The organism is Nocardioides jensenii JCM 1364 = NBRC 14755, assembly GCF_001552535.1.
GTDB classification, from domain to species: Bacteria; Actinomycetota; Actinomycetes; order Propionibacteriales; family Nocardioidaceae; genus Nocardioides; species Nocardioides jensenii.
The window spans coordinates 22,083-42,738 of the sequence record NZ_BCRJ01000015.1 but is presented as its reverse complement, the minus strand read 5'-3'; the positions used below and the strand labels follow the sequence as shown (position 1 = coordinate 42,738).

Annotated in this window: 24 protein-coding genes; 12 read left to right on the top strand and 12 right to left on the bottom strand. The window is 69.7% G+C overall.

The genetic code is table 11. From position 1 onward, the window contains the following. The 3 genes from NJ4_RS25925 to NJ4_RS06335 all read left to right on the top strand — a co-directional run. Nucleotides 1-845, top strand: an 845-nt coding sequence (locus NJ4_RS25925; protein ID WP_217996784.1) for a hypothetical protein, incomplete at its 5' end; no start/stop codon positions are given. A 49-nt stretch (nucleotides 846-894) separates the two neighbouring features. Further along, nucleotides 895-1,839 carry a 2,3,4,5-tetrahydropyridine-2,6-dicarboxylate N-succinyltransferase gene (gene dapD, locus NJ4_RS06340; protein ID WP_245644485.1) on the top strand — a complete coding sequence of 315 codons (945 nt, stop codon included), beginning with the start codon at nucleotides 895-897 and terminating at the stop codon, nucleotides 1,837-1,839. A 20-nt stretch (nucleotides 1,840-1,859) separates the two neighbouring features. Then, nucleotides 1,860-2,834, top strand: a complete 975-nt coding sequence (locus tag NJ4_RS06335) for a hypothetical protein (protein ID WP_067431834.1) — start codon at nucleotides 1,860-1,862, stop codon at nucleotides 2,832-2,834. A 67-nt stretch (nucleotides 2,835-2,901) separates the two neighbouring features. Here the strand turns inward: NJ4_RS06335 and dapC are convergent, their stop codons facing one another. Together dapC and fdxA are read right to left on the bottom strand one after the other, a co-directional pair. Continuing rightward, the gene (gene dapC / locus NJ4_RS06330) at nucleotides 2,902-4,032 is read right to left on the bottom strand and encodes a succinyldiaminopimelate transaminase (RefSeq protein ID WP_067431832.1); all 1,131 of its coding nucleotides are present in this window, start codon (nucleotides 4,030-4,032) and stop codon (nucleotides 2,902-2,904) included. 5 nt (nucleotides 4,033-4,037) lie between these two features. After that, nucleotides 4,038-4,364, bottom strand: a complete 327-nt coding sequence (fdxA, locus tag NJ4_RS26350) for a ferredoxin (protein WP_067431829.1) — start codon at nucleotides 4,362-4,364, stop codon at nucleotides 4,038-4,040. A 58-nt stretch (nucleotides 4,365-4,422) separates the two neighbouring features. On the opposite strand from fdxA, the gene NJ4_RS06320 reads away from it, so the two are divergent. From NJ4_RS06320 to aspS, 3 genes are all read left to right on the top strand, one after another. Next, the gene (locus tag NJ4_RS06320; protein ID WP_067431826.1) at nucleotides 4,423-5,343 is read left to right on the top strand and encodes a GNAT family N-acetyltransferase; all 921 of its coding nucleotides are present in this window, start codon (nucleotides 4,423-4,425) and stop codon (nucleotides 5,341-5,343) included. Between the two features lie 147 nt (nucleotides 5,344-5,490). Continuing rightward, a complete protein-coding gene (locus NJ4_RS06315; RefSeq protein WP_067431823.1) occupies nucleotides 5,491-5,934 on the top strand; it encodes a hypothetical protein in 444 nt (147 codons plus the stop codon). Nucleotides 5,935-6,251: 317 nt separating this feature from the next. Beyond that, nucleotides 6,252-7,529 (top strand): aspartate--tRNA(Asn) ligase, encoded by a 1,278-nt coding sequence (gene aspS, locus NJ4_RS06310; RefSeq protein ID WP_067431847.1) that lies wholly within the window; start codon nucleotides 6,252-6,254, stop codon nucleotides 7,527-7,529. 71 nt (nucleotides 7,530-7,600) lie between these two features. Here the strand turns inward: aspS and NJ4_RS06305 are convergent, their stop codons facing one another. After that, entirely contained in the window at nucleotides 7,601-8,458 is an 858-nt protein-coding gene (locus NJ4_RS06305; protein WP_067431821.1) for a lipase family alpha/beta hydrolase, read from the bottom strand. Between the two features lie 63 nt (nucleotides 8,459-8,521). Between NJ4_RS06305 and NJ4_RS06300 the strand changes: the two genes are divergently transcribed. Continuing rightward, nucleotides 8,522-8,929, top strand: coding sequence for a hypothetical protein (locus NJ4_RS06300; protein ID WP_067431819.1), 408 nt, complete (start codon nucleotides 8,522-8,524; stop codon nucleotides 8,927-8,929). A gap of 27 nt (nucleotides 8,930-8,956) precedes the next feature. Here the strand turns inward: NJ4_RS06300 and NJ4_RS06295 are convergent, their stop codons facing one another. Genes NJ4_RS06295 through NJ4_RS06275 form a run of 5 tightly spaced genes read right to left on the bottom strand, consistent with a single transcriptional unit; the run spans nucleotide 8,957 to nucleotide 12,774 of the window. Continuing rightward, complete coding sequence (locus NJ4_RS06295) at nucleotides 8,957-10,711, bottom strand: VanW family protein (RefSeq protein ID WP_067431817.1); 1,755 nt, start codon at nucleotides 10,709-10,711, stop codon at nucleotides 8,957-8,959. Between the two features lie 31 nt (nucleotides 10,712-10,742). Next, nucleotides 10,743-11,117, bottom strand: coding sequence for a hypothetical protein (locus NJ4_RS06290; RefSeq protein WP_157550825.1), 375 nt, complete (start codon nucleotides 11,115-11,117; stop codon nucleotides 10,743-10,745). Between the two features lie 29 nt (nucleotides 11,118-11,146). Continuing rightward, nucleotides 11,147-12,064, bottom strand: a complete 918-nt coding sequence (gene mshB, locus NJ4_RS06285) for an N-acetyl-1-D-myo-inositol-2-amino-2-deoxy-alpha-D-glucopyranoside deacetylase (RefSeq protein ID WP_067431812.1) — start codon at nucleotides 12,062-12,064, stop codon at nucleotides 11,147-11,149. 33 nt (nucleotides 12,065-12,097) lie between these two features. After that, complete coding sequence (locus NJ4_RS06280; protein WP_067431808.1) at nucleotides 12,098-12,394, bottom strand: hypothetical protein; 297 nt, start codon at nucleotides 12,392-12,394, stop codon at nucleotides 12,098-12,100. Next, a complete protein-coding gene (locus NJ4_RS06275) occupies nucleotides 12,391-12,774 on the bottom strand; it encodes a (deoxy)nucleoside triphosphate pyrophosphohydrolase (RefSeq protein WP_067431805.1) in 384 nt (127 codons plus the stop codon). The genes NJ4_RS06280 and NJ4_RS06275 overlap by 4 nt, the downstream gene beginning before the upstream one ends. Nucleotides 12,775-13,035: 261 nt before the next feature. On the opposite strand from NJ4_RS06275, the gene NJ4_RS06270 reads away from it, so the two are divergent. Continuing rightward, nucleotides 13,036-14,133, top strand: coding sequence for a hypothetical protein (locus tag NJ4_RS06270; RefSeq protein ID WP_067431803.1), 1,098 nt, complete (start codon nucleotides 13,036-13,038; stop codon nucleotides 14,131-14,133). Here the strand turns inward: NJ4_RS06270 and NJ4_RS06265 are convergent, their stop codons facing one another. Then, complete coding sequence (locus tag NJ4_RS06265; RefSeq protein ID WP_067431800.1) at nucleotides 14,134-14,952, bottom strand: thioesterase family protein; 819 nt, start codon at nucleotides 14,950-14,952, stop codon at nucleotides 14,134-14,136. It abuts the gene before it with no gap. Nucleotides 14,953-15,037: 85 nt separating this feature from the next. Between NJ4_RS06265 and NJ4_RS06260 the strand changes: the two genes are divergently transcribed. The 3 genes from NJ4_RS06260 to NJ4_RS06250 all read left to right on the top strand — a co-directional run bounded on the left by NJ4_RS06260 (nucleotide 15,038) and on the right by NJ4_RS06250 (nucleotide 17,835). Beyond that, a complete protein-coding gene (locus NJ4_RS06260; protein ID WP_245644484.1) occupies nucleotides 15,038-16,054 on the top strand; it encodes an FUSC family protein in 1,017 nt (338 codons plus the stop codon). Then, nucleotides 16,054-16,719 (top strand): lysoplasmalogenase, encoded by a 666-nt coding sequence (locus NJ4_RS06255; RefSeq protein WP_157550822.1) that lies wholly within the window; start codon nucleotides 16,054-16,056, stop codon nucleotides 16,717-16,719. Before NJ4_RS06260 ends, NJ4_RS06255 begins: the two co-directional genes overlap by 1 nt. Nucleotides 16,720-16,794: 75 nt before the next feature. Further along, a complete protein-coding gene (locus NJ4_RS06250; protein WP_067431795.1) occupies nucleotides 16,795-17,835 on the top strand; it encodes a fatty acid desaturase family protein in 1,041 nt (346 codons plus the stop codon). A 130-nt stretch (nucleotides 17,836-17,965) separates the two neighbouring features. Here the strand turns inward: NJ4_RS06250 and NJ4_RS06245 are convergent, their stop codons facing one another. From NJ4_RS06245 to NJ4_RS06235, 3 genes are read right to left on the bottom strand one after another with little or no spacing between them, the layout of a single operon-like run. Further along, complete coding sequence (locus tag NJ4_RS06245; RefSeq protein WP_082748233.1) at nucleotides 17,966-18,961, bottom strand: SGNH/GDSL hydrolase family protein; 996 nt, start codon at nucleotides 18,959-18,961, stop codon at nucleotides 17,966-17,968. Nucleotides 18,962-18,991: 30 nt separating this feature from the next. Further along, nucleotides 18,992-19,420, bottom strand: a complete 429-nt coding sequence (locus NJ4_RS25560) for an SRPBCC family protein (protein ID WP_067431786.1) — start codon at nucleotides 19,418-19,420, stop codon at nucleotides 18,992-18,994. Further along, nucleotides 19,420-20,247 carry a lysophospholipid acyltransferase family protein gene (locus NJ4_RS06235; RefSeq protein ID WP_067431784.1) on the bottom strand — a complete coding sequence of 276 codons (828 nt, stop codon included), beginning with the start codon at nucleotides 20,245-20,247 and terminating at the stop codon, nucleotides 19,420-19,422. Before NJ4_RS06235 ends, NJ4_RS25560 begins: the two co-directional genes overlap by 1 nt. Before the next feature lie 147 nt (nucleotides 20,248-20,394). On the opposite strand from NJ4_RS06235, the gene NJ4_RS06230 reads away from it, so the two are divergent. Beyond that, nucleotides 20,395-20,625 (top strand): hypothetical protein, encoded by a 231-nt coding sequence (locus NJ4_RS06230; RefSeq protein WP_067431839.1) that lies wholly within the window; start codon nucleotides 20,395-20,397, stop codon nucleotides 20,623-20,625. The last annotated feature ends 31 nt before the right edge of the window (nucleotides 20,626-20,656 follow it).

Sequence of the window (20,656 nt, the reverse complement as noted above, 5' to 3'; positions counted from 1 at the left end):
AGCTCGGCGCCCCGCCGGCCGGCTACGGCCAGGGCGGCGGCCAGGGCGGCGGCCAGGGCGGCGGCCAGGGCGGCGGGATCAACAAGAAGGTCCTGATCGGCGTTCTGGTCGTCCTGGTGCTGGTGATCGGCGGCATCATCGCCGCGGTCCTCCTCTCCGGTGGCGACGACGATGACGACAGCGGCGGTGGCAGCGACCGCTCCCCGGTCGAGACGGTCGAGGCCCTGGTCGCGGCGGCGGAGAAGGGTGACTGCGAGGCCGCCCAGGGCCTCATCGTCGACGGCGAGGACTTCCCGTGCGACGCGATCAACTCCGCGGGTGACATCGAGACCACCAAGGTGACCGAGAAGTCCGTCGACGGGGACAAGGCCGTCGTCGAGACCGAGTACGTCGAGGACGGGGAGCCGGGCACCGAGGAGTTCCCGCTGACCAAGGTCGACGGCGAGTGGCTGGTCGACTTCAGCGACGAGAGCGGCGACAGCGGTGGTAGTGAGACCCAGCCCGGAACGACCGAGGTGGAGCCCGAGACCACCACGCCCGGCATGAGTGTGGACGCCAGCACGGTGACGGCCGTGGCGACGACCTTCGTCTCGGCCATCGAGGGCAACCAGTGCGACATCGCAAAGGCCTGGTTGATCGACCCGGACTCCGCCGACTGCTCGGAGATCACCACCGACGACGCCGAGGGCATCACGTTCGGGGAGCCTGACGTGACCTCCATCAGCAGCGACAGTGCCACCGTCGGGGTCGACATGACCGCCGATGGCTCCAGCGTCGGCACTTTCACCATCGAGATGGTTCACACCGACGCCGGCGAGTGGAAGATCGAGAGCTGGCACTACTGAGTTCGGAGCACCTGCCCGACGCTGGGAGCACGACCGTAGAGTTGCGCCCGTGACTGACACGACTTCCGGCCCCGCATGGGCCCACGGCCTGGCCACTCTCACCACCGACGGCACCGTCCTCGACGTCTGGTTCCCCCAGCCCACCCTCGGTGCGGCGCCTGCCGACGCCTCGGCGCCCGCCGAGCTGACCGCGCTCGAGGGCGACGACGAGATCCGCGGCGTGCGACGTGAGGTGCGTCTGGTCACGATCGCCGACCTGGCCGCGGCCCCGGTCGACACCGCCGACGTCTGGCTCCGGCTCCATCTGCTCTCGGCGCGTGTCGTGCCTCCTCACGGGCTGTCGCTCGACGGCATGTTCGGGTTGCTGACCAACGTCGTGTGGACCAGCGCCGGCCCCTGCTCCGTGGAGGGCTTCGAGCTCACCCGCGCCCGCCTGCGGGCCGCGGGCCAGCACGTCACCGTCTTCGGTGTCGACAAGTTCCCCCGGATGGTCGACTACGTCGTTCCCAGTGGCGTCCGCATCGGTGACGCCGACCGGGTGCGGCTCGGTGCCCACCTGGCCTCGGGTACGACCGTCATGCACGAGGGCTTCGTGAACTTCAACGCCGGCACCCTGGGCGCCTCGATGGTCGAGGGACGCATCTCCGGCGGCGTCGTGGTCGGCGACGGATCCGACGTCGGCGGCGGTGCCTCGATCATGGGCACCCTCTCCGGCGGCGGCAAGCAGGTCATCTCGATCGGCGAGCGCTGTCTGCTCGGCGCCAACTCCGGTCTCGGCATCTCGCTGGGCGATGACTGCGTGGTCGAGGCCGGTTGCTATGTCACCGCAGGCACCAAGGTGACCCTCGAGGACGGCTCCGTGGTCAAGGCCTCGACCCTCTCTGGTGCCAACAACGTGCTGTTCCGCCGCAACTCGGTCAGTGGCGCCATCGAGGCCGTCGCGTGGAAGGGACAGGGCATCGAGCTCAACGCCGCCCTCCACGCCAACGACTAGTCGCGCCGAAACGAGACCACATGGGCACACGTGGCCGGATCGCGGGCGGTCTGGCCGTCATCGCCGTCGTCGCCGGCGTGGCGATCGCGGTCGAGCGCGGGTTCGGCCCCCTCCCCGACCCTGAGTCGTGCACCGCGAAGGTCGACGGGCACGAGGTCGAGCTGAGTCTCGAGCAGGCGGAGAACGCGTCGCTGATCGCGGCCATCGGCGTACGCCGCGGTCTGCCCGCACGCGCGGTCAGCATCGCCCTGGCCACCGCGTTCCAGGAGTCCAAGATCGTCAACCTGGAGTACGGCGACCGCGACTCACTCGGGATCTTCCAGCAGCGGCCCTCCCAGGGCTGGGGCACGAGAGAGCAGGTCCTCGACGCCTACTACGCGACGAACGCGTTCTACGACGCCCTCGTGCGGATCGACGGCTACGAGTCGATGCGCATCACCGAGGCGGCCCAGCGCGTGCAGAGATCGGGGCATCCCGAGGCCTACGAGGCCCATGCCGACGACGCCCGCGCCCTTGCCTCGGCACTGACCGGCAACTCGCCGGACGGTCAGTTCACGTGCGTCGTCCAGGGCCGGCCCGCAGGCGAGGACGACGACCTCGACCGGTCAGGCCTGACCCACCGTGCGAGCGTCGTACGCGCCGATCTGCAGGCTGCCTTCGGCGACCAGGCCCTGGGCGGGTTCGCGCCGGGTGGCGTGGACTCGGGTCACATGGACGGCTCGGCGCACTACGAGGGCCGGGCCATCGACGTCTTCGTGCGACCGATCAACGAGGCGAACCGCAAGCAGGGATGGGCGATGGCCTACTACCTGGTCGCGCAGGCCGATCGGCTCGACATCGACCACGTCATCTTCGACGACCGGATCTGGACCTTCGGCACCAGGTCCGAGCAGGGCTGGCGCGACTACGACCCCGGCGACGTCGAGGGGAAGCCGGCCGGCACCGTCGCCGTCCTCGAGCACCGCGACCACGTGCACGTCGACGTGCACGACTGACCCCGGTCCGGAGGCAGTGCGGTCTCGACTCGGGCGCGGGGCGTCCTACTCGACCACCGAAGAGCGGTCAGGCCAGTCGGCGTACGGCGGCATCGACCCGCTCGTCGGTCGCGGTGAACGCCACGCGCACGTGCTGGTGACCGGCGGCGCCGTAGAACGCCCCGGGGGCCACCAGAATCCCCTGCTCGGCCAGGGCTGCGACGGTCGCCCAGCAGTCTTCGTCACGGGTCGCCCAGAGATAGAGGGAGGCCTCGGAGTGGTCGATGCGGAAGCCCGCTCGCTCCAGCGCCTCTCTGAGCTTGGCGCGTCGGGCGGCGTAGCGCGCGTGCTGCTCGGCAACGTGGGCGTCGTCGTCGAGGGCGGCGATCATCGCGATCTGTTGCGGCCCGGGCATCTGCAGGCCGAGGTTCTTGCGCACCGCCAGCAGCTCACCGATCAACGCCGTGTCGCCCGCGACGAACGCGCAGCGGTAGCCGGCCAGGTTGGAGCGCTTGGACAGGGAGTGGACCGCGAGGATGCCGTCGTGGCTGTCACCGCAGACGTCGGGGTGCAGCACCGAGACCGGTGGGTGCTCGGTGTCCCAGGCCATCTCGATGTAGCACTCGTCGGAGACCAGGATGGTGCCTCGCTGGCGGCACCAGTCGACGACCTTCTTGAGGTGGTCGACCGGCAGGACCTTGCCCGACGGGTTCGAGGGCGAGTTGATCCACAGGATCTTCGGCACCTCGGGTCCGATCGCGGTCAACGAGTCCGCGGCCAGGGTCCGCGCGCCGACCAGTGCCGCGCCCACCTCGTAGGTGGGGTAGGCCAGTTGCGGGAAGACCACCAGGTCGCCGGCACCGACGCCCAGGTGCAGGGCAAGGCCGGCGATCAGCTCCTTGGAGCCGATGACCGGGAGGACGCCGTCGAGCCCCGGACCGGTCACCCCCAGGGTGCGAGCCATCCAGTCGATGATCGCCTGGCGGGTCTCGACCTTGCCGATCGTGACCGGGTAGCCCGGGTTGTCCGCGGCCGCGATCAACGCGTCCTGCGCCACCTTCGGCGTCGGGTCGACCGGAGTGCCGACGGAGAGGTCGACGATGCCGTCAGGGTGAGCTCGCGCCGTGGCGGCGTACGCCGTCAGCTTGTCCCACGGGAAGTCGGGGAGCCGACGGGAGACGTGCGTTTCGAGACGGCGCTGGCGCGCCTTCTCAACCACCGAGATCAGGAGTCCTGGTTCTGCGGCTCGAGGGCGGCGATGAACGGGTGGTCCTTGTCGATCACGCCCATCTTTGCGGCCCCACCGGGTGAGCCCAGGTCGTCGAAGAACTTGACGTTGGCGTCGTAGTAGTCCTTCCACTGCTCCGGGGTGTCGTCCTCGTAGAAGATCGCCTCGACGGGGCAGACCGGCTCACAGGCACCGCAGTCGACGCACTCGTCCGGGTGGATGTAGAGCATCCGCTTGCCTTCGTAGATGCAGTCGACAGGGCACTCGTCGACACATGCACGGTCCTTGAGGTCGACACACGGCTGGGCGATGACGTAGGTCACCAGTTCCTCCTGAAGACTGACGAATGCGGGTTGCTACCGACAGCCTAGTATCCCAGTCATGGATTCCGTCGCTGACTCCCAGGACGTGGGCAGGCACCGGCTCGGTCCGCACGTCGTGGGCCAGCGCGTCGTGGTCCGCCGCATCGTCCGCGGAGAGTCCGGGCCAACCGGCGGCCCGGCCCTGACCGACGTCCTCGGCGTGTGCATCTCGTGGGCCGACGGGGTCTGTGTCGTCGCGCCGGCGTCGGGCCCGGCGGTGTCGATCGAGATCGCCGACATCGTCTCCGGAAAGCCGGTCCCACCCCGGCCATCGGTGCGGCACCGGGTCTCCGCCCGAGACGCCGAGCTCCACTGCCTGACCATGTGGCCCGACGTCCCGACCCGCCCTCTCGGCGAGTGGGTGATGCGCAGCGACGTCACCCCCCAGGAGATCGCGCGGGCCGGTTCCGTCCTGGCGATGGGAGACCCCGGGATGCCGTACCCCGCGGCCGCGGAGCAGGTCGTGGCCTTCTACTCGTCGTTGCGACGGTCGGCGTGGGCCCAGGTGGTCGTCGGCTCCGAACAGGATGTCGCCCTCGGGTCGCTCGGCTGGGTCGAGGCCCGGCCCGGTGAGGCCGACTCGCTGTTCCAGGTCGCATCCCTGGCCCGGCTGCACCGAGCCCTGCCTGCGCCGAGGAACGACATCGAGCTGGCGAGCGACGGCGTCCGGGCCGTGGCCTCCCTCGACGAACGGGCTCGCGCGCGAGCCGCCCTCGACGCCGACTGGCTGGGGCTCTACGACATCTGGACCGCGGACGACGTACGCCGCCAGGGGCTGTCCACCGCCCTGGTCGCCGAGCTCGTCGACTGGGGCGCATCCTCGGGTGCGACCACGGCCTACCTGCAGGTCCGCAGCGACAACACCGCCGCGATGACGCTCTACGAGCGGCTGGGGTTCGTCACGCACCACGTCTACCGCTACCTCGCGGCTCCCGGCTGACGCTCCCGCCTGCCGCCACGGATCTTGCTTACGGTTCCCTTACGGCGGCCGCTGCGGGGCCGGAAAGGGGTGCGCCTGGACGCGGCCCCTTGCTAGCGTCCGGGCCCTCGAACGACATCGGGTCGTTCACCCAGATCGGGGGATCACATGGTGACTCTGCGCGCGATTCGCTCACTGCTGGTCGGATTCTTGGTGGTGGGGGCGTTGGCCATGGTGCCGTCGTCGGCGCAGGCGGCGACGACGGGGCTGAAGTTCTGTCTCAACGACAACTACTCGGGGTTCTGCGACACCCGTCAGGGCTACGACACCAACTTCGGCAACGATCACTGGTGCTACTACAACGGCTACTACTCCTGCACGGACTACTGGCGGTGGGGCAACGTCGATGACGCGATCTCCAGCGTGCGGAACTACTCGAACCGCTGGTGGAAGCTGTACGAGCACAGGAGCTACGGCGGATACACCCTGTGCCTGCGGCCCTACGGTCGGGACAACAACCTGGGCAACAACACGCCGGTCGAGGACGACATCTCCAGCGTGAAGAAGCTCGGCACCTCGCGGCCGAGCGGCTGCGACAAGGTGATCGGCTGACCGTTCCGTGACCGGAGCAGTGCCCTGCGTGCGCATGGTCGCATGCAGGGCACTGCGCACTCAGAAGACGGTGCGCTCCTCGATCGAGGTCCGGCCACGGACTCCTCCCAGTCGTCAGGGCAGTTGGTCAGGAGACCGGTCGAGCACTAGCATCTTCGCAACCGACGTGAGGCGTGACGACCCTCGACAAGCGCCGGTCCGCGCGTTCGGCGTACCGACGAGAGGCCGGGGCCAACCCGGCAAAGGTGTGGTGGCACCGCGACTTCGCCCCCGCCCACACCTCCAGGGCTTCCGTAGCCGACATGGAGGTGAACCTCATGCAACGCACTCTCAGTGCACAACTCCCCCACGCCACCCCGGGAACAGCCGTCCGGATCCAGGGCTGGGTCCACCGCCGCCGCGAACTCGCGGCACTGACGTTCCTGGTCGTCCGCGACCGCACCGGTCTCACGCAGGTGGTGGTCAAGGACCCCGGCATCGTGGTGCCGCCGGAGGAGACCACCGTCGAGGTGACAGGCGTGCTCACGGCCAACGCGGCCGCGCCCGGCGGTGTCGAGATCACCGAGCCGGTGATCCGCGCGCTGACCGAGCCGGCGCTCACCCCACCCGTCGAGCTGTGGCGGCCCGCGCTGAACAGCACCCTGCCGACCATGCTCGACAACGCGCCCGTGGCCTGGCGCCACCCGGCACAGCGGGCGCGGTGGGAGCTGGCGGCCGCCTCACTCCGTGGCTTCCGCTCGACGCTCGACGCGGCCGGGTTCACCGAGATCCAGACGCCCAAGTTCGTGGCGTCGGCGACCGAGTCGGGTGCCAACGTGTTCGAGGTCGACTACTTCGGCCGACCCGCGTACCTCGCCCAGAGCCCGCAGTTCTACAAGCAGCAGCTGGTCGGCGTCTTCGAGCGGGTCTACGAGGTCGGGCCGGTCTTCCGTGCCGAACCGCACGACACCGTGCGGCACCTGGCCGAGTACGTCTCGCTCGACGTCGAGTTCGGCTTCATCGACGACCACCGCGACGTGCTGGCGATGTTGCGCGAGGTGGTTGCCGGCATGGTCGCAGCCGTCCACGAGCACGCCGGCGACGCGGCCGAGCTGGCCGGGGCCCGGGTGCCCGTGGTCCCCGACGAGATCCCGGTGATCCACTTCAGGGACGCGTTGGCCCTGGTCGGCGCCCCCGACGACGAGTCCGACCTGGCACCCGAGCACGAGCGTGTCCTCGCCGCCTGGGCCCTCGAGACCCACGGAAGCGACTTCCTCGCCGTCGAGGGCTACCCGATGGCGAAGCGGCCGTTCTACACGCACCCCCACCCCGACGACGCCCGCTGGTCGAACAGCTTCGACCTGCTCTTCCGCGGCCTCGAGCTGGTCACCGGCGGGCAGCGCCTGCACGAGCCCTCGGCGTACGACGAGGCGATCCGGGCGCGCGGTGAGGACCCGGCTGACTACGCGACGTACCTGCAGTCGTTCCGGCACGGCATGCCGCCCCACGGCGGCTTCGCGATCGGCCTGGAGCGGTGGGTGGCCCGGTTGGTGGAGGCGACCAACATCCGTGAGGTCACGCTGTTCCCCCGGGACCTGCACCGACTGACGCCCTGAGCTCCCCGACGCCTCACGTGACGGGGCACCGCCGCGACCCTGGGTCGCGGCGGTGCCACCGTGTGCTCCCGTCAGCAGGCCGGCTTGTACGACGACCGCGCCGGACCCTCGTGGGTCAGGGCGTCGAGGGTCCAGCTGACCGCGGGCCGACTCAACGGGATCAACACGTGCTCGGCGAGCTCGCGTGGGCAGGCATTCTGGAGCGTCAGGTTCGTGGTCCGCGGACCGGCCGCCAGGTAGCCCGACGTGTGCGGCACGACGACCTCGTCGTGCCGGGTGGTGATCTGGGTGTAGCTCACGGTGCCGGGTGTCTCGTCACCGGCGTTGAGCCGCTGCAGGAACGGCGAGTCGGTGGCCTGCTGGCTGCACGCCCGGCAGACCAGGTCGAGGATCGGGCCGACCACACCCATCAGGGGTGCCAGCTGGCCGATCTGGTCGGTGCCGTGGTTGGAGGGCGCGATCCCGACCAGGTCGTCGACGACCGTGGCACCGCCCAGGAACTTGATGTAGTAGCGCGGCATCATGCCGCCCTGACTGTGCCCGACCAGGGAGACCTTCGCTGCGCCGGTCGCCGTGCGCACACGGGCGACGTACGCCTTCAACGTCTTCGCCGAGGCCACGATGTCGCCGGTGCCGCGGTTGCCGTAGTCGAGGGAGAAGACACAGAAGCCGGCAGCCTTGATGCCCTTCGACAGGTTCTCGAGGAGGTTCTTGCGGTCCCCGAACGTGCCGTGCACCAGGATCACCGGACTGGGCCGTTGGGCAGTCGGCTGGCAGTTCCAGTCGTTGGCGCCCGGAGGGTCACCCGCCGGAGAGGTGGGCAGTGGCAGCGGGAATCCGTCCGCGGCGGCCACCGCGGGCAGGGCGGCACCCGATCCGATGAGAGCGATGGCGAGCAGGGCCCCGAGTGCCAGGCGAAGTGAGCGCATGGTCACTCAAACGAAGGGGCCGGCGAGGTGTTACGACACCGCTGGCGGGGAAGGGTGTGCACCATGCGACGTCTGACGGTCATCCTCCTGTTCCTGTGCGGGCTCGTCGGCTGCGCGAGTGGGCAGTCGAAGGACGCGGCGGACGACCTGGAGCAGGCAGTCGAGCGCCTCCCCGCGGTCAGCGAGGCCGAGATGGACGTGCGCGGTGACCTCGTCAACGGCGACATCACCTATGCCACGGTCGAGGTGTCGCACCGGGCGAGCACGGAAGAGGTGACCGACATGATCCTCCAGATCATGCCGTTGGCCGAGGAGCACGGGGTAGGTCGACTGGAGTCGATCGAGTTCACCCTCGCCTGGTTCGGCATCGCGACCGACACCCAGGTCGAGATCGACACCTCGTTCGGCGGCCCGGACCGGGCCGAGGCCCGCAGACTGGCGCGTACCCTGCTCGCGGGCTCCGCGCCCTAGGCCCGGTCGAAGGAGAGTCGACTGCGCTCAGTTGTCGGTGTCCCCGCCCGACGGCTTCTTCTTCGGAGCCGGCGGGTCCTGGCAGACCACCGTGTCCGACGGCGTGTAGGTGGTGTGGAACTTCTCCGTGCGCTCGACCGTCGAGGAACCGGGCTCGTGGAAGTAGCGCCACACGTCGATGTCGAACCCGCCGTACCCGGAGTTCGAGGTGCAGTCGGGGGTGGTCAGGGTGCGGGTCTGCGGCGAGGTGAAGTTGTAGCGCTCACCGGTCTTGGTGGTGATGTCCCACGTCTTGGTGGAGTACATGGACACGGTCAGGGCGCCTTGGCTGGAGTACGAGCTCGGTGAGAGTCGGGCGTCGATCAGGATGCCGTGGTCGGTGTCGTTCTTGAACTTCAGGTCGAGGGCGCCCCAGACCACGGTCGCCTCGCGACCCACCGGGTAGCGGTCGATGTAGAACGAGTGCGGCTTGTGCTCGACGTCTTCGAGACCGGCGAAGAACATCGTGTTGAACAGGGTGGTCGCCATCTGCGAGACCCCGCCGCCGAAGTCCTCCTTGAAGATGCCGTTGCTGATGATGAAGCCCTTGGTGAAGCCGTTCTCGGCGGTCCGCTCCCCCACCGTGTCGTTGAGCGAGAAGGTCTCGCCGGGCTTCAGCACGGTGCCCGAGATCAGCTCGGCGGCCCGTCCGAGGTTGACGTTGCGGTAGTCGGCGTGCGGGAAGTTCGTGGTGAAGGTCGACACCTGCTCCTTGATCCCCAGCTTGCGGGCGTCGGCGGTGGTGAAGTCGGGTTGCTTGACGGTCGCCTTCACCTTGACCTCGCGCTTGCCCGAACGGTCGCCGACCAGGTCGAGGAAGGCGGAGGAGATGTCGGAGGGCCTGTAGTCCACACCCGGCTTGGCCGGCACCACGCGCGGCTTGCCGTTGACCACCTTGAAGGAGGCATCGACCGGGGCGCCCTTGGGGTCGGCCACCCGGGACTTCACCAGGGCGGCCAGCATCTTCTCGTCGAGCGACGGGACCAGCTCCCCGTCCTCGGCCTTCATCGACAGGGCCGAGGAGTAGTCCTTGGGCGCCAGTCGCACTCGCGTCTTGTCGAAGATCAGGGTGACCGGCGCCGAGACGGCCGCGTTGGCGAAGTCGTTGAGCGCCTCCTGGACGTCGTCGTCGTCGATCTCGGGGTCGGCCTCGACCAGGTCGAGTGACGCCTCGCCGCCGGTCAGGTAGGCCTTGACCAGGGCGTCGCGGACGTCGTCGACAGCGACCTCGGTGCCCTTCGCCGCGGCGCTACGACGCACGTTGCCGCCCTTGAACGCGACCGAGCCGTCCTTGGCGGGGGTGCCGAACTCCTTGCTGAGCTTGGCCGCGGTCGCCTCGAGCGCGGTGTCGTCGACGTCGACCACGGCATCGACGTCCTCGCCGCCCGTGTAGTAGTGCCACAGCCGTCGCGGCGCCCAGCTGCGGCCGCCGCCGGCCTCGGTGACCGAGGCCTCGGCGTCGACGGAGATGCCGGCGTCCGCCATGGAGACCGTGGCGGGCTTGCCGTCCACGCTCACCTGCACCTCGGTGCGCTCGGCCAGCTCCTTCTCGACCGCGGCAACGGCGTCGGCGTGGGTCTTGCCGCCGATCTCGACCCCGGCGACGGAGGTGCCACGCGGCACCTTGGCCCCGGCTCCGGCGTACGCCGCGACGTAACCGCCACCGAACAGGACGAGGAGGCCGACGATCGTCAGGATGACGACTCGGCCGCCGTTGCTCTCGCGCGAGGGCTTCGTGTTCACCCGCGTCATCCTAAGCGTCAGGGTTGACGGATCAGGATTCGACGGCCCGGCGCCGCACCGGCAAGGTGACGATGATCAGCACCAGCAGGACCAGCCCACCGACCAGGAGCCCGTAGCCCCTGGCGGAGGAGAGGATCACGAAGTCGCCCTCGGGGCGGGTCTGCAGACCGATGAAGAGCAACGCCAGCCAGCCCACGCCGAACCCGGCGCGCAGCCAGCCTGCGGGCAGCGCCCACGCGGTGGCCAGCGGGGCGGCCAGTGCCAACGCCAGCCAGGCCCACGACTTCTCGTGCACCGCGATCGAGGCCACCGCGGTGCCGAGGCCGACCAGCACGGCCAGCACCACCAGCGCCACGAGGACGACGCCCCGCGGTCGCCAGGACGGCGATGCCGGCGCTGTCGGCACTGTGGGCGCTGGCGACGCTGGGACCACCGTCACAGACCGGCGAACAGATCGGTCTCGAGGCCGTCGTCGGCGACCGGCCCGGGCGTGCCCTTGGCCAGCCGGAAGAACTCGTCGCCCCAGAACGCATGGCCGCTCTCGGCGCCGGAGAAGAAGAACCCGTCCTTCTCGATCTGCGTCTCGTGCGCGGCCAGGGCCGCCATCTTGCGGTCGATGAAGCCGGTGCCGTCCACGCGCGCGGCGAGCTGGTCGTCTGGCGTCACGAACGGTCCGAGGTCACCGTCGGGCTCCATGCCCTCGAAGGAGGTGGTGTCCCCGGACGCGCGGATCTGGCGCAGGCTCTCGCGCATCCTGTTCTCGCTCATCGCGCCCCAGTAGATCTTCGCGATCTCCCACGGCTCACCCAGATCGAGCTTGTACGACGCCACGCCGGCCAGCTGGGCGGCGTACATCGCGACCCGGTGGGCCTGGATGTGGTCGGGGTGGCCGTATCCGCCGAACTGGTCATAGGTCACCAGCACCTGGGGCCGGACCTCACGGATCACCTTCACCAGATGGTCAGCCGCCTCATTGAGGTCGGCTGCTGCGAAGGCGTTCTCGTGACCACTCCCATTTTCTGGCAGGTCGGCCGCGACGGCGTGGCCGTCCTCGTGCCACTTCATGCCTGAGTCACGGTAGGTGCCGAAGCCGCCGAGGAAGCGGTGGTCGGTGACGCCGAGCGCCTTCATCGCGTTCTCGAGCTCACCTCGCCGATGCTCGCCGAGACCGTCGTCCTTGTCAGCGGCGAGATGCGTCAGCTCGGGGACGAGGATCTCGCCCATCTCACCCGCCGTACAGGTCACGAGCGTGACGCCACGGCCCTCGGCGACGTACCTGGCCATGGTGGCCCCCTGGCCGATCGACTCGTCGTCGGGGTGGGCGTGCACGAGGAGCAGTCGCTGGTCGGTCATGGCACCAGACTAGTGAGGCCGCTCCAGTCTTTTTCAGGCGCCGGGTTCGGTGGGCCGCTTGATCCGCTTCGGTGCGGTCGGCAGGTCCAGGGGCGGTACGACGACCGCCGGGTCCGGAGCCGACTCCTCGGCGTCCAGCCAGCCGTCGTACTGGTCGATGAGCATCTCGAACTGGAACGGCGGCGCGTCGGTGACCACCGCCCAGGGGTGGTCCTCGTCGTCGTCCTCGCCGGCCAGACGCTCGCGCACCACGGAGGCTTCCCAGCCCTCGCGCAGCAGCTGGGCGACAACGGCGCGTGCGTCGTCCTCCTCGAAGAAGATCCCTCTCACTGCTTCAGTATCCCAGCAAGCTGGGCGAGGAACGGGCGGTCGGGCTCGAGCCAGTCGACCGCGCCCAGCTCGTCGGGTGCGAGCCACCGCAGCGCGTCGTGCTCATTGGGCTGAGGCCGGCCGGCGCTGATGGTCGCCGTCGCCACGGTGAGCACGTGAGTGTCTCCGATCGGCGCGGCGCCGTCGAGCCAACCGGTGACGCTGATGCTGCAGCCGAGCTCTTCGGCGATCTCACGCGCGATCGCCTCGTCCGGTGTCTCCCCCGGCTCGACCTTGCCGCCGGGGAACTCCCACCGGCCCGCGGCCTCCGGTGGCGCGGTACGTCGGGCAGCGAGCACGCACCCGTGCCGCACGATCGCGGCACCGACGACTTGCTTCATGGTGCGCCAGCCTGCCACGCGGCCGACCCTCGGTGGTTGAGGAGGCCGAGGAACGAGGCCGTCTCGAAACCACGGGCGGCCTCCTTGAGTGCACGATCCGTGTTCATCTCGGCGCAGAATCGAGCACGGATCGTGCACTCAAGGCGCGGGTGCGTGCTGGTACGCCGTACGCCGGGCCGCCAGCACGCACCCGTGCCACGCGATCGCGGCACCGACGACTTGCTTCATGGTGCGCCGGCCGATGATCGTTACGGTGAGGCCATGGCTTTCGAGTTCGTCCAGGGCGTCCACCTGCACCGCACCGACGAGAACATCGACGAGATCGACGCGCTGGCCGAACGACTCGGCGGCCGAGTCGGACTCGAAGGTGTGCTGCACGACCTCAACCGTCAGGCGCACCGCAGCTTCTTCGCGTTCGGTCGAGCGGTGCACCGGGCCTACCGGTGGGACCGGTCCGACTGCCGCAGCGAACGCTGGTGGCCGCAGGGCATCACCACGTCGGCCGATGCCTCCGACACGGAGGACTTCGACGGACGACGGCTCCTGGTCACCACCTGGTATGCCAAGGAGACCGAGGGCGTGAACAAGGGGTCGCGGATCAGCATCGTCGACCTCGAGACCATGAGGTACCGCCACGTGCTGCTGGTGGTGCCGACGCTCGGCGACGACGGCGAGATGAAGCTGGCACCGCTGAAGGTGCACGCCGGCGGCATCGTGTGGGCGGGCCCCTACCTGCACATCGCGGCCACCTCGAAGGGCTTCATGACCTGCCGCGTCGACGACATCCTGCGGGTGCCGGACGAGCGCGGCGTACCGGACCGCCTCGCGCTGGGTGCCGCTGAGGACAAGGTCGCCTCGTTCGGCTACCGCTACGTGCTGCCGGTCCGGTTCTCCTACCGGGCCCACTCCGACGAGGGTCTGGAGCGACTGCGCTACTCGTTCATGTCACTCGACCGTTCGACCCGGCCACCCGAGCTGGTCGTCGGCGAATACGGCCGCGGCAAGCAGACCACGCGGCTGGCCCGCTACCCGATCGACGCCGAGAGCATGCACCTGGTGCTCGGTGACGACGGCTACTCGCGGCCGCTGACGCTCGAGGACGGCGGCGTGGTCCAGATGCAGGGCGTGGCGGTCACCGGTGGCACCTACTACGCGACGGCCTCCAACGGGCCGGTCTTCCCCGGCAACGTGTACGTCGGTGGCCCGGGCCGGTTCCACAAGCACCGGTGGGCCACGCCGATCGGCTGCGAGGACCTGTCCTACTGGCCCTCGCGCCAGGAGCTGTGGTCGGTGACCGAGCACCCGCGTCGCCGCTGGATCTTCTCGATGAAGAAGAAGTGGTTCGACAAGCGGCCTTGATCAGCCACGGGTCTCGGGCCGCGGGGCCTTGGCCAACTGCCGCGACTGGGCCACCAGCCGACCGGCGGAGTCCCAGACCACACAGTCCTCCTCGAACATCCCGCCGGCCAGGTTGCGGGTCTCGTGGCGCACCTTCAGCCACCCCTTCGCCGGGACGGCGCGGATGTGGGCACTCAGCTCGAGGGTCGGGGCCCACCCGGGCATCCCGAGGTCGAAGGTCACCGGCGGCAGCGCGTCGACGGCCAGCAGCAGCGAGAGCGGGTCGGGCTCGCGGTCGTCGTTGAGGCGGAGCCAGCCCTGGATCACTCCGTTGCCGCTCGGCTTGCCCATCGCCCAACCGGCGTACGCCGGATCGAGCCGCAGGTCGAAGCGCGACATCAAGGGGGCGATCCGGCGGATCTCCTCGGGAGCCATCGAGACCGACAGACACTCCTCCAGCGCCGGCAGCTCGGGTTCGACGGCGGTGGTGCGGACGTCGTCGGACAGCGTCGACAGGTCGCCGTACGTCGCCAGCACGGTGATGCAGTCCGTGCCGTCCTGGCTCAGGTCGGCGGCCAGCGTGCTCGTGCCGCGTCCTTCACGCAGCACACGGGTGCGGATCGTGGCCGGTCCGGGCTTCGAGGCGGCCAGGTAGTAGGCGGTGACCGCGATCGGGTCCGGCTTGCCGGGCGCCGAGGCGCGCAGTGCGTTGCCGATCACCGCAAGCAGATAGCCACCGTTGACACCGCCGCCCACCACCCAGCCGGGGGCCAGCTCGGCGGCGTACTCACCCTCGGCGGCAGTGGTGATCTCGATGTCGCGGTCGAATTCGGTTCCCATGCGTTGATCCTAGGTAGCCCGAGCCCCGAGCGACGATGCGGGAGCACGTGCTCTCCCTGGCCCGGGGCAAGGCAGAATGCGTGCAGTGATCCTCCACCGCGACCTGACTCGCTCCGCACTGCGAGTCGGTCCCCACAACGGCGCGCACCGTGTCGCGCTGCGGGCCGGCCTCTCGGTGCTGGTTCCGCTGCTGGTGCTCTGGTCGATGGGTCACCTCGACTGGTCGATCTATGCCGCCTTCGGTGCGTTCACGTCCCTCTACGGACGCCAGCGGGGTGGCCGGGGCAGGGCTCAGCTGCAGGTCACCCTCGCCGTCGCACTGACCGCTTCGGTGGCGCTGGGTGTGGTCGTCGGGATCTCACCGCACCGCGCCTGGCTGGCCGTGCCGGTGGCCGGCCTGGTCGCCGGCATCGGCTCGTGGTTCTCGGACCTGGAGGACTGGCACCCACCCGGGCCTCTCTTCATGATCTTCGCCTTCGCCGCGGTCGCCTCGATCCCCGCCCAGGTCGAGGACCTGGGCGCCGCCGTGCTGGTCGCGGGCGGCTCGGCCCTCTTCGCCGTCGGTGTGGGCTCGGCAGGTTCCGCCTGGCGCGCCGTACGCCGTCCGTCCGGTCGGGCCTCCGCCTGGCACCCGCGACACCCCTCCGCGGCCCGGAGACACGTGGCCCGCAGTGTGATCGGCGTCCTGGTCGCCGGCGCGGTTGCCACCGGGATCGGAATCGGGCATCCCTACTGGGCGATGGTCTCCGCCGTGGTTCCGCTGGCCGCCAAGGACCTGTTCCCGCAACTGGTGAGGGGCCTGCAGCGGGTCGTCGGGACCGGGCTCGGACTGCTCACGGCCGGGCTGCTCCTCGCCCTGGAACCACGCGGCCTGGTGCTGATCCTGGTGGTCGTGGTGCTCCAGGTCGGGGCCGAGCTCCTCGTCGGCCGGAACTATGCACTGGCCCTCGTGGTGATCACGCCGTTGGCGTTGCTGATGGTGCACCTGGCCGCGCCCACACCCACCAGAACCCTGCTCTTCGACCGGGGTGTCGAGACCGTGATCGGTGTCGTCATCGGCATCCTGACCGGATACCTCACTCGCGATCGGAGTCGTGCCTGATGCCTCGTCCCGTGCTGTCGGTGACCCTGCTGGGCACGTTGTCGGCGGTCACCGGCGTGCACCTCTGGGCGCAATGGATGGAGCAGGACCGTGTCGCTGACGGCACCCAGTGGCTGCTGATGCCGCTGCTGGCCGGCGCCCTGTGGCTCGACTCCCGTCCGGATCGACCCCGTCTGGCTCGGCTCACCCTGGTGGCGCTCCTCTTCTCCTGGCTGGGTGATGCGCTGCCGAGGTTCTTCTCCGGAGACGCCGAGTTCCTGGTGATGGTCGGCTGCTTCCTGCTCGCCCAGGTCACCTACATCGTCGCGTTCCGGCCCTACGCCGACCGCTCCGTGTTCCACGTCGGCCGGGTCGCCCTCGCGCCGTACGTCGTGGCCGTGGCGCTGCTGGTCGCGCTGTGCGCCGATGGTGCCGGCTCATTGCTCGTCCCGGTGCTCGTCTATGGCGCCTGCCTGGGCGTGATGGCGGTGCTGGCCACCGGGGTGAACCCGATGGTGTGGGCGGGCGGCGCGGTCTTCCTGGTCTCCGACGGGCTGATCGCGCTGGGTGCCTTCAGCGAGATCGAGATCGCGCACGACGGCTTCTGGATCATGCTCACCTACGTGGTCGCCCAGGTGCTGATCGTGCTCGGCGTCGAGGAGCGTGACCCGGCTGAGGTGAGCTGAGGGTGGTGCTGGCACCACCACCGAACGGGACTGAGCGCCATCGCGCACGGCCCGGCGTCGGCGAAGACTCGACGTATGACCATCGACCTGCACACCGCGCCCGCCAGCCGCCGCGATCACGGCGGATCCGACTTCGCCGAGCTGCGGCGCCGCATCGACGATGCCGGGCTCCTCGACCGGCGCCCGGGCTACTACCTGGCCCGCTTCGCCCTGCTGGGCGTCGCGGTGGTGGTCGGCTGGGCGTCGTTCGTGGCCATCGGCAACACGGCCTGGCAGCTGGTGACGGCCGTCGTACTCGCCGTCGTGTTCGCGCAGCTGGCCCTGCTGGCGCACGACATCGCACACCGGCAGGTCTTCCGCACCCGCCGGCCCAGCGAGATCGCGGGGCGCATCGTCGGCAACCTCGGTGTCGGCATGAGCTACGGCTGGTGGATGGACAAGCACACCCGCCACCACGCCAACCCCAACCACGAGGAGCTCGACCCGGACGTCTCCCCAGACCTGTTGCTGTGGTCGCAGGAGCAGGCCCGTCACGCCAGTGGCGCAGCCCGGTTCATCGGCAGGTACGAGGCGTTCCTGTTCTTCCCGCTGCTCACCCTCGAGGCGTTCAACCTGCATGTCTCGGGGGTGCGGGCCGTGCTGAAGCCCGGGCTGAGGGCCAGGCGGCTCGAGGGCGGCCTGCTGCTGGCCCACTTCGTGATCTACCTCAGCCTGGTCTTCACGGTGCTCTCCCCCGGTCTCGCGGTGGCGTTCATCCTGCTCAACCAGGCGGTGTTCGGGCTCTACCTCGGTTGCTCGTTCGCCCCGAACCACAAGGGGATGCCGACCCTGACCGGTGACCGCGAGCCGGACTTCCTGCGCAAGCAGGTGCTCACCTCACGCAACGTGCGCGGTGGCCCCGTGGTCGACGTCGCGCTGGGTGGGTTGAACTACCAGATCGAGCACCATCTCTTCCCGAGCATGCCGTGCGCCAACCTGGCCAAGGCGCAGCCGATGGTGCGCGACTTCTGCGCCGAGCGTGGCGTGGAGTACGCCGAAGCCGGGCTGGTCGAGTCCTACGGGATCGCCCTGCGGCACATGCACTCGGTGGGGGCTCCCCTGCGAGCAGCCGACTGAGCCGGGCCGGCGAGCCCTCGGTCGACCGGTGAGGGCGAGCAACGGCGAGACGCGCTGCCATGGTCCAGTGCCAGCCGGTAGGCCGAGGCCGGTGGCGTGCGGGGCCTGCCCAACGGCACCCGGACCTCGCTCAGCGCGAGCGGATCTGCTTGAGCACCGCACGGAACTGGGCAGCGGCACCTGCCGAGTTCGGGTGGGCCGGCACACCCACACCCGGACCGTTCACGGAGACGCCCACCACCTCGACGTACCTCTTGTTCGGCGGGGCGCAGACGTCATGCCCGATCGACGGCGTGTAGGTGTCGACGAACTCCGCGCCGCCCTTCGTGGCGGCCCGCCTGATCATCGCGTTGAGCTTGCGAAAGGTCGTGTAGAGGTAGGCGCGGTCGGACTCGGTCATCGGCAGCAGCGGGTAGCAGCCCGTGGTCGGCACCGCGGCGAGATAGTCGACCATCAGGATCCGGGCCCGGGGCGAGCGCTTGTGGATGTGGCGCAGGGCGCGCACCAGCTTGGGCTCCGAGGCCTTGATCGCCTGGTCGAGGACGTCGACTCCCCCGGCGGTGAAGCGCTCCTTGCAGCCGCCGAGCGGCAGCTGTGAGGGCAGCAGCGGGACGCCCAAGCTGGGCAGCGACGGGATGCTGCCCGGTGGCAGTGGCAGTGCCTGGGGCAGCACGCTGAGACAGTCGAGCGCCGCGGCCGCAATGCCGGCATCGTTGCCTCCGATGCCGACGGTGACCAGGTCGGTCGTCTTCGTGAGCCGGTCGAACTGCGGGGCGTTGGTGCCGCCCAGTGGCAGCTTCTGCGGCGTCGTGAAGTCATCGGTCGTGGCCGATCCGCAGGTCGCGTCACGGTGCGCCCTCACCTTCAGCGCCCTGGCCAGCAGCTTCGGGTAGTTGCTCTGCGACTGGGCGCAGTCCATCGGCACGTGCCGGGTGTCGGGCAGTCCGTTGAGGTCGGCGAGCTTCACGTCGGCCGACCAGGAGTCACCCAGGGAGACGTACTCCTGGTAGACCCGCTTCGTCGCGACCGCGGTCGGGGCCTCCGCGTCGGCCGTCGCCGGGGCGCTCGGGAGGGCCAGACCCAGACTGATCAGGGCGACCACGGGCACGAGCGCAAGAGGCGTCATGCCTGGTCAAACGCGTGGACGTGGCTCAGGTCACGCACGACTCTCGTGTTCGAGATGGTGGCGCAACTGCTCGAGCCCGGCGGTCAGGTGCCGCCCCATGATGCCGCGGCCGAGCACCTCCGAGAGCCTCGCCATCAGCAGCCCACTGAGTCGCAGCGTCATCCTTGCGGTCACCAACGAGCCGTCGGGGTGCTCCTCCACGACCAGTCGGAACGTGCTGGTCGTGCCTCGCACCGACCGCCAGGCGAGCGTGTTCGGTGCCGGGTTCTCGAGCATCACGCGGCCACCGATGTGGATGGTGCCGACGTCGAGGAACACGTCGTACTCGCCGTCGGCGACGCGTTCGAAGCGGTCGATGCCGCCCATGATCGGCAGCAGCCGGTCCGGGTCGGTCGCGAAGGCAGCGACCTCCACCACGGGCCGGCGTACGACGACCGTGCGGGTGACGTCGGTGGCCATCAGCCGAGCACCGGGATCACGGTGCGAGTGGCCAGGTTCGACAGGCCGACCTGCATGAGACTGGTGACGTAGTCGTAGGCCTCGTCCCAGTCGGGGTCGTCGCCGAAGAGCTCGCGCAGGTCGATCGGCGGCAGCACCTGGATGCGGATCTTGGCGGGCAGCGGGACGTGGGGCAGGTCGCCGGGCAACAGCCCCCACGGGAAGCTGATCGAGAGCGGGAGCGTCTTGAGCCGCAGGAGCTTGTCCAGCTTGAGGAATCTCGCCGTGGCACGTCCGTCGTTGATCACGAAGAAGGTGTCCTGACCACCGGTGGCCACCACGGGAACGATCTTCACGTTGTTGCGGTGGGCCAGCCGCAGGAAGCCCTTGCGCCCGTCGAAGACGATCTTGTTGCGGTCGCGCCATGGGCGCAGCGCCTCGACGTCACCGCCGGGGTAGACCATCACCGAGGCACCATTGGCGAAGAGCTCGTCGGCCTTCTCGTTGCCGGCGGTGACCATGCCGAACTTGCGGGCGAAGTCACCGACCACCGGGGTCATCGCGATGATCTTGTGGCCGAGCCCGGCGAGAGGGCGGCCTTCGACGGTGAAATAGGTGTGGTAGGCCAGCGTGAACACCCAGGTGTCGGGGATGTTGGCCCCGCCGCTGTGGTTGCCGACGAACAGCACCGGCTCGTCGGGCACGTTCTCGAAGCCGTTGACCTCGGGACGGAAGTAGAGGCTGGTGCCCAGCCACAGTCGCGGCAGCATGCGCCGGATGAAGTCGGGGTCGCGCCCCTCGAGCCCCTCGGGCCGGGGCGCCAGCAGTCGGGCGAACGGCAGTCCCACGCGTCGTACTCCTCATCCGTGGCCGCGGTGTGCGGCCATCAGGTGCAACGCGCGAACCCATGGTTTGGTGACGCTCACGTGGGCGAGGTCTCACGGGTGGTGGAAATCGGGTGGCGGCGCGCCGGCGCACCGCGGTTGACTGGCCGGGTGAGCAACGCACCCGAGGGCTTCGACTACACGGTCCGCAAGGACGGCACCGTGGCGATCACCCACGACGGACGACCGGCCGGAGTGCTTCGCGGCCGCCGGGCCGCCGACTTCCTCGACGACGTCGAGGACGGTGACGACCAGGAGCTGATGGCCCGGCTGACCGGCAACTACAAGCACGGCAACGAGCGCACCGCCCGATCCCATCCGCGCAACCGCGGCTCACGCTGACCGTGCTCGGGGCAGTTTCACAGGGCGGGTC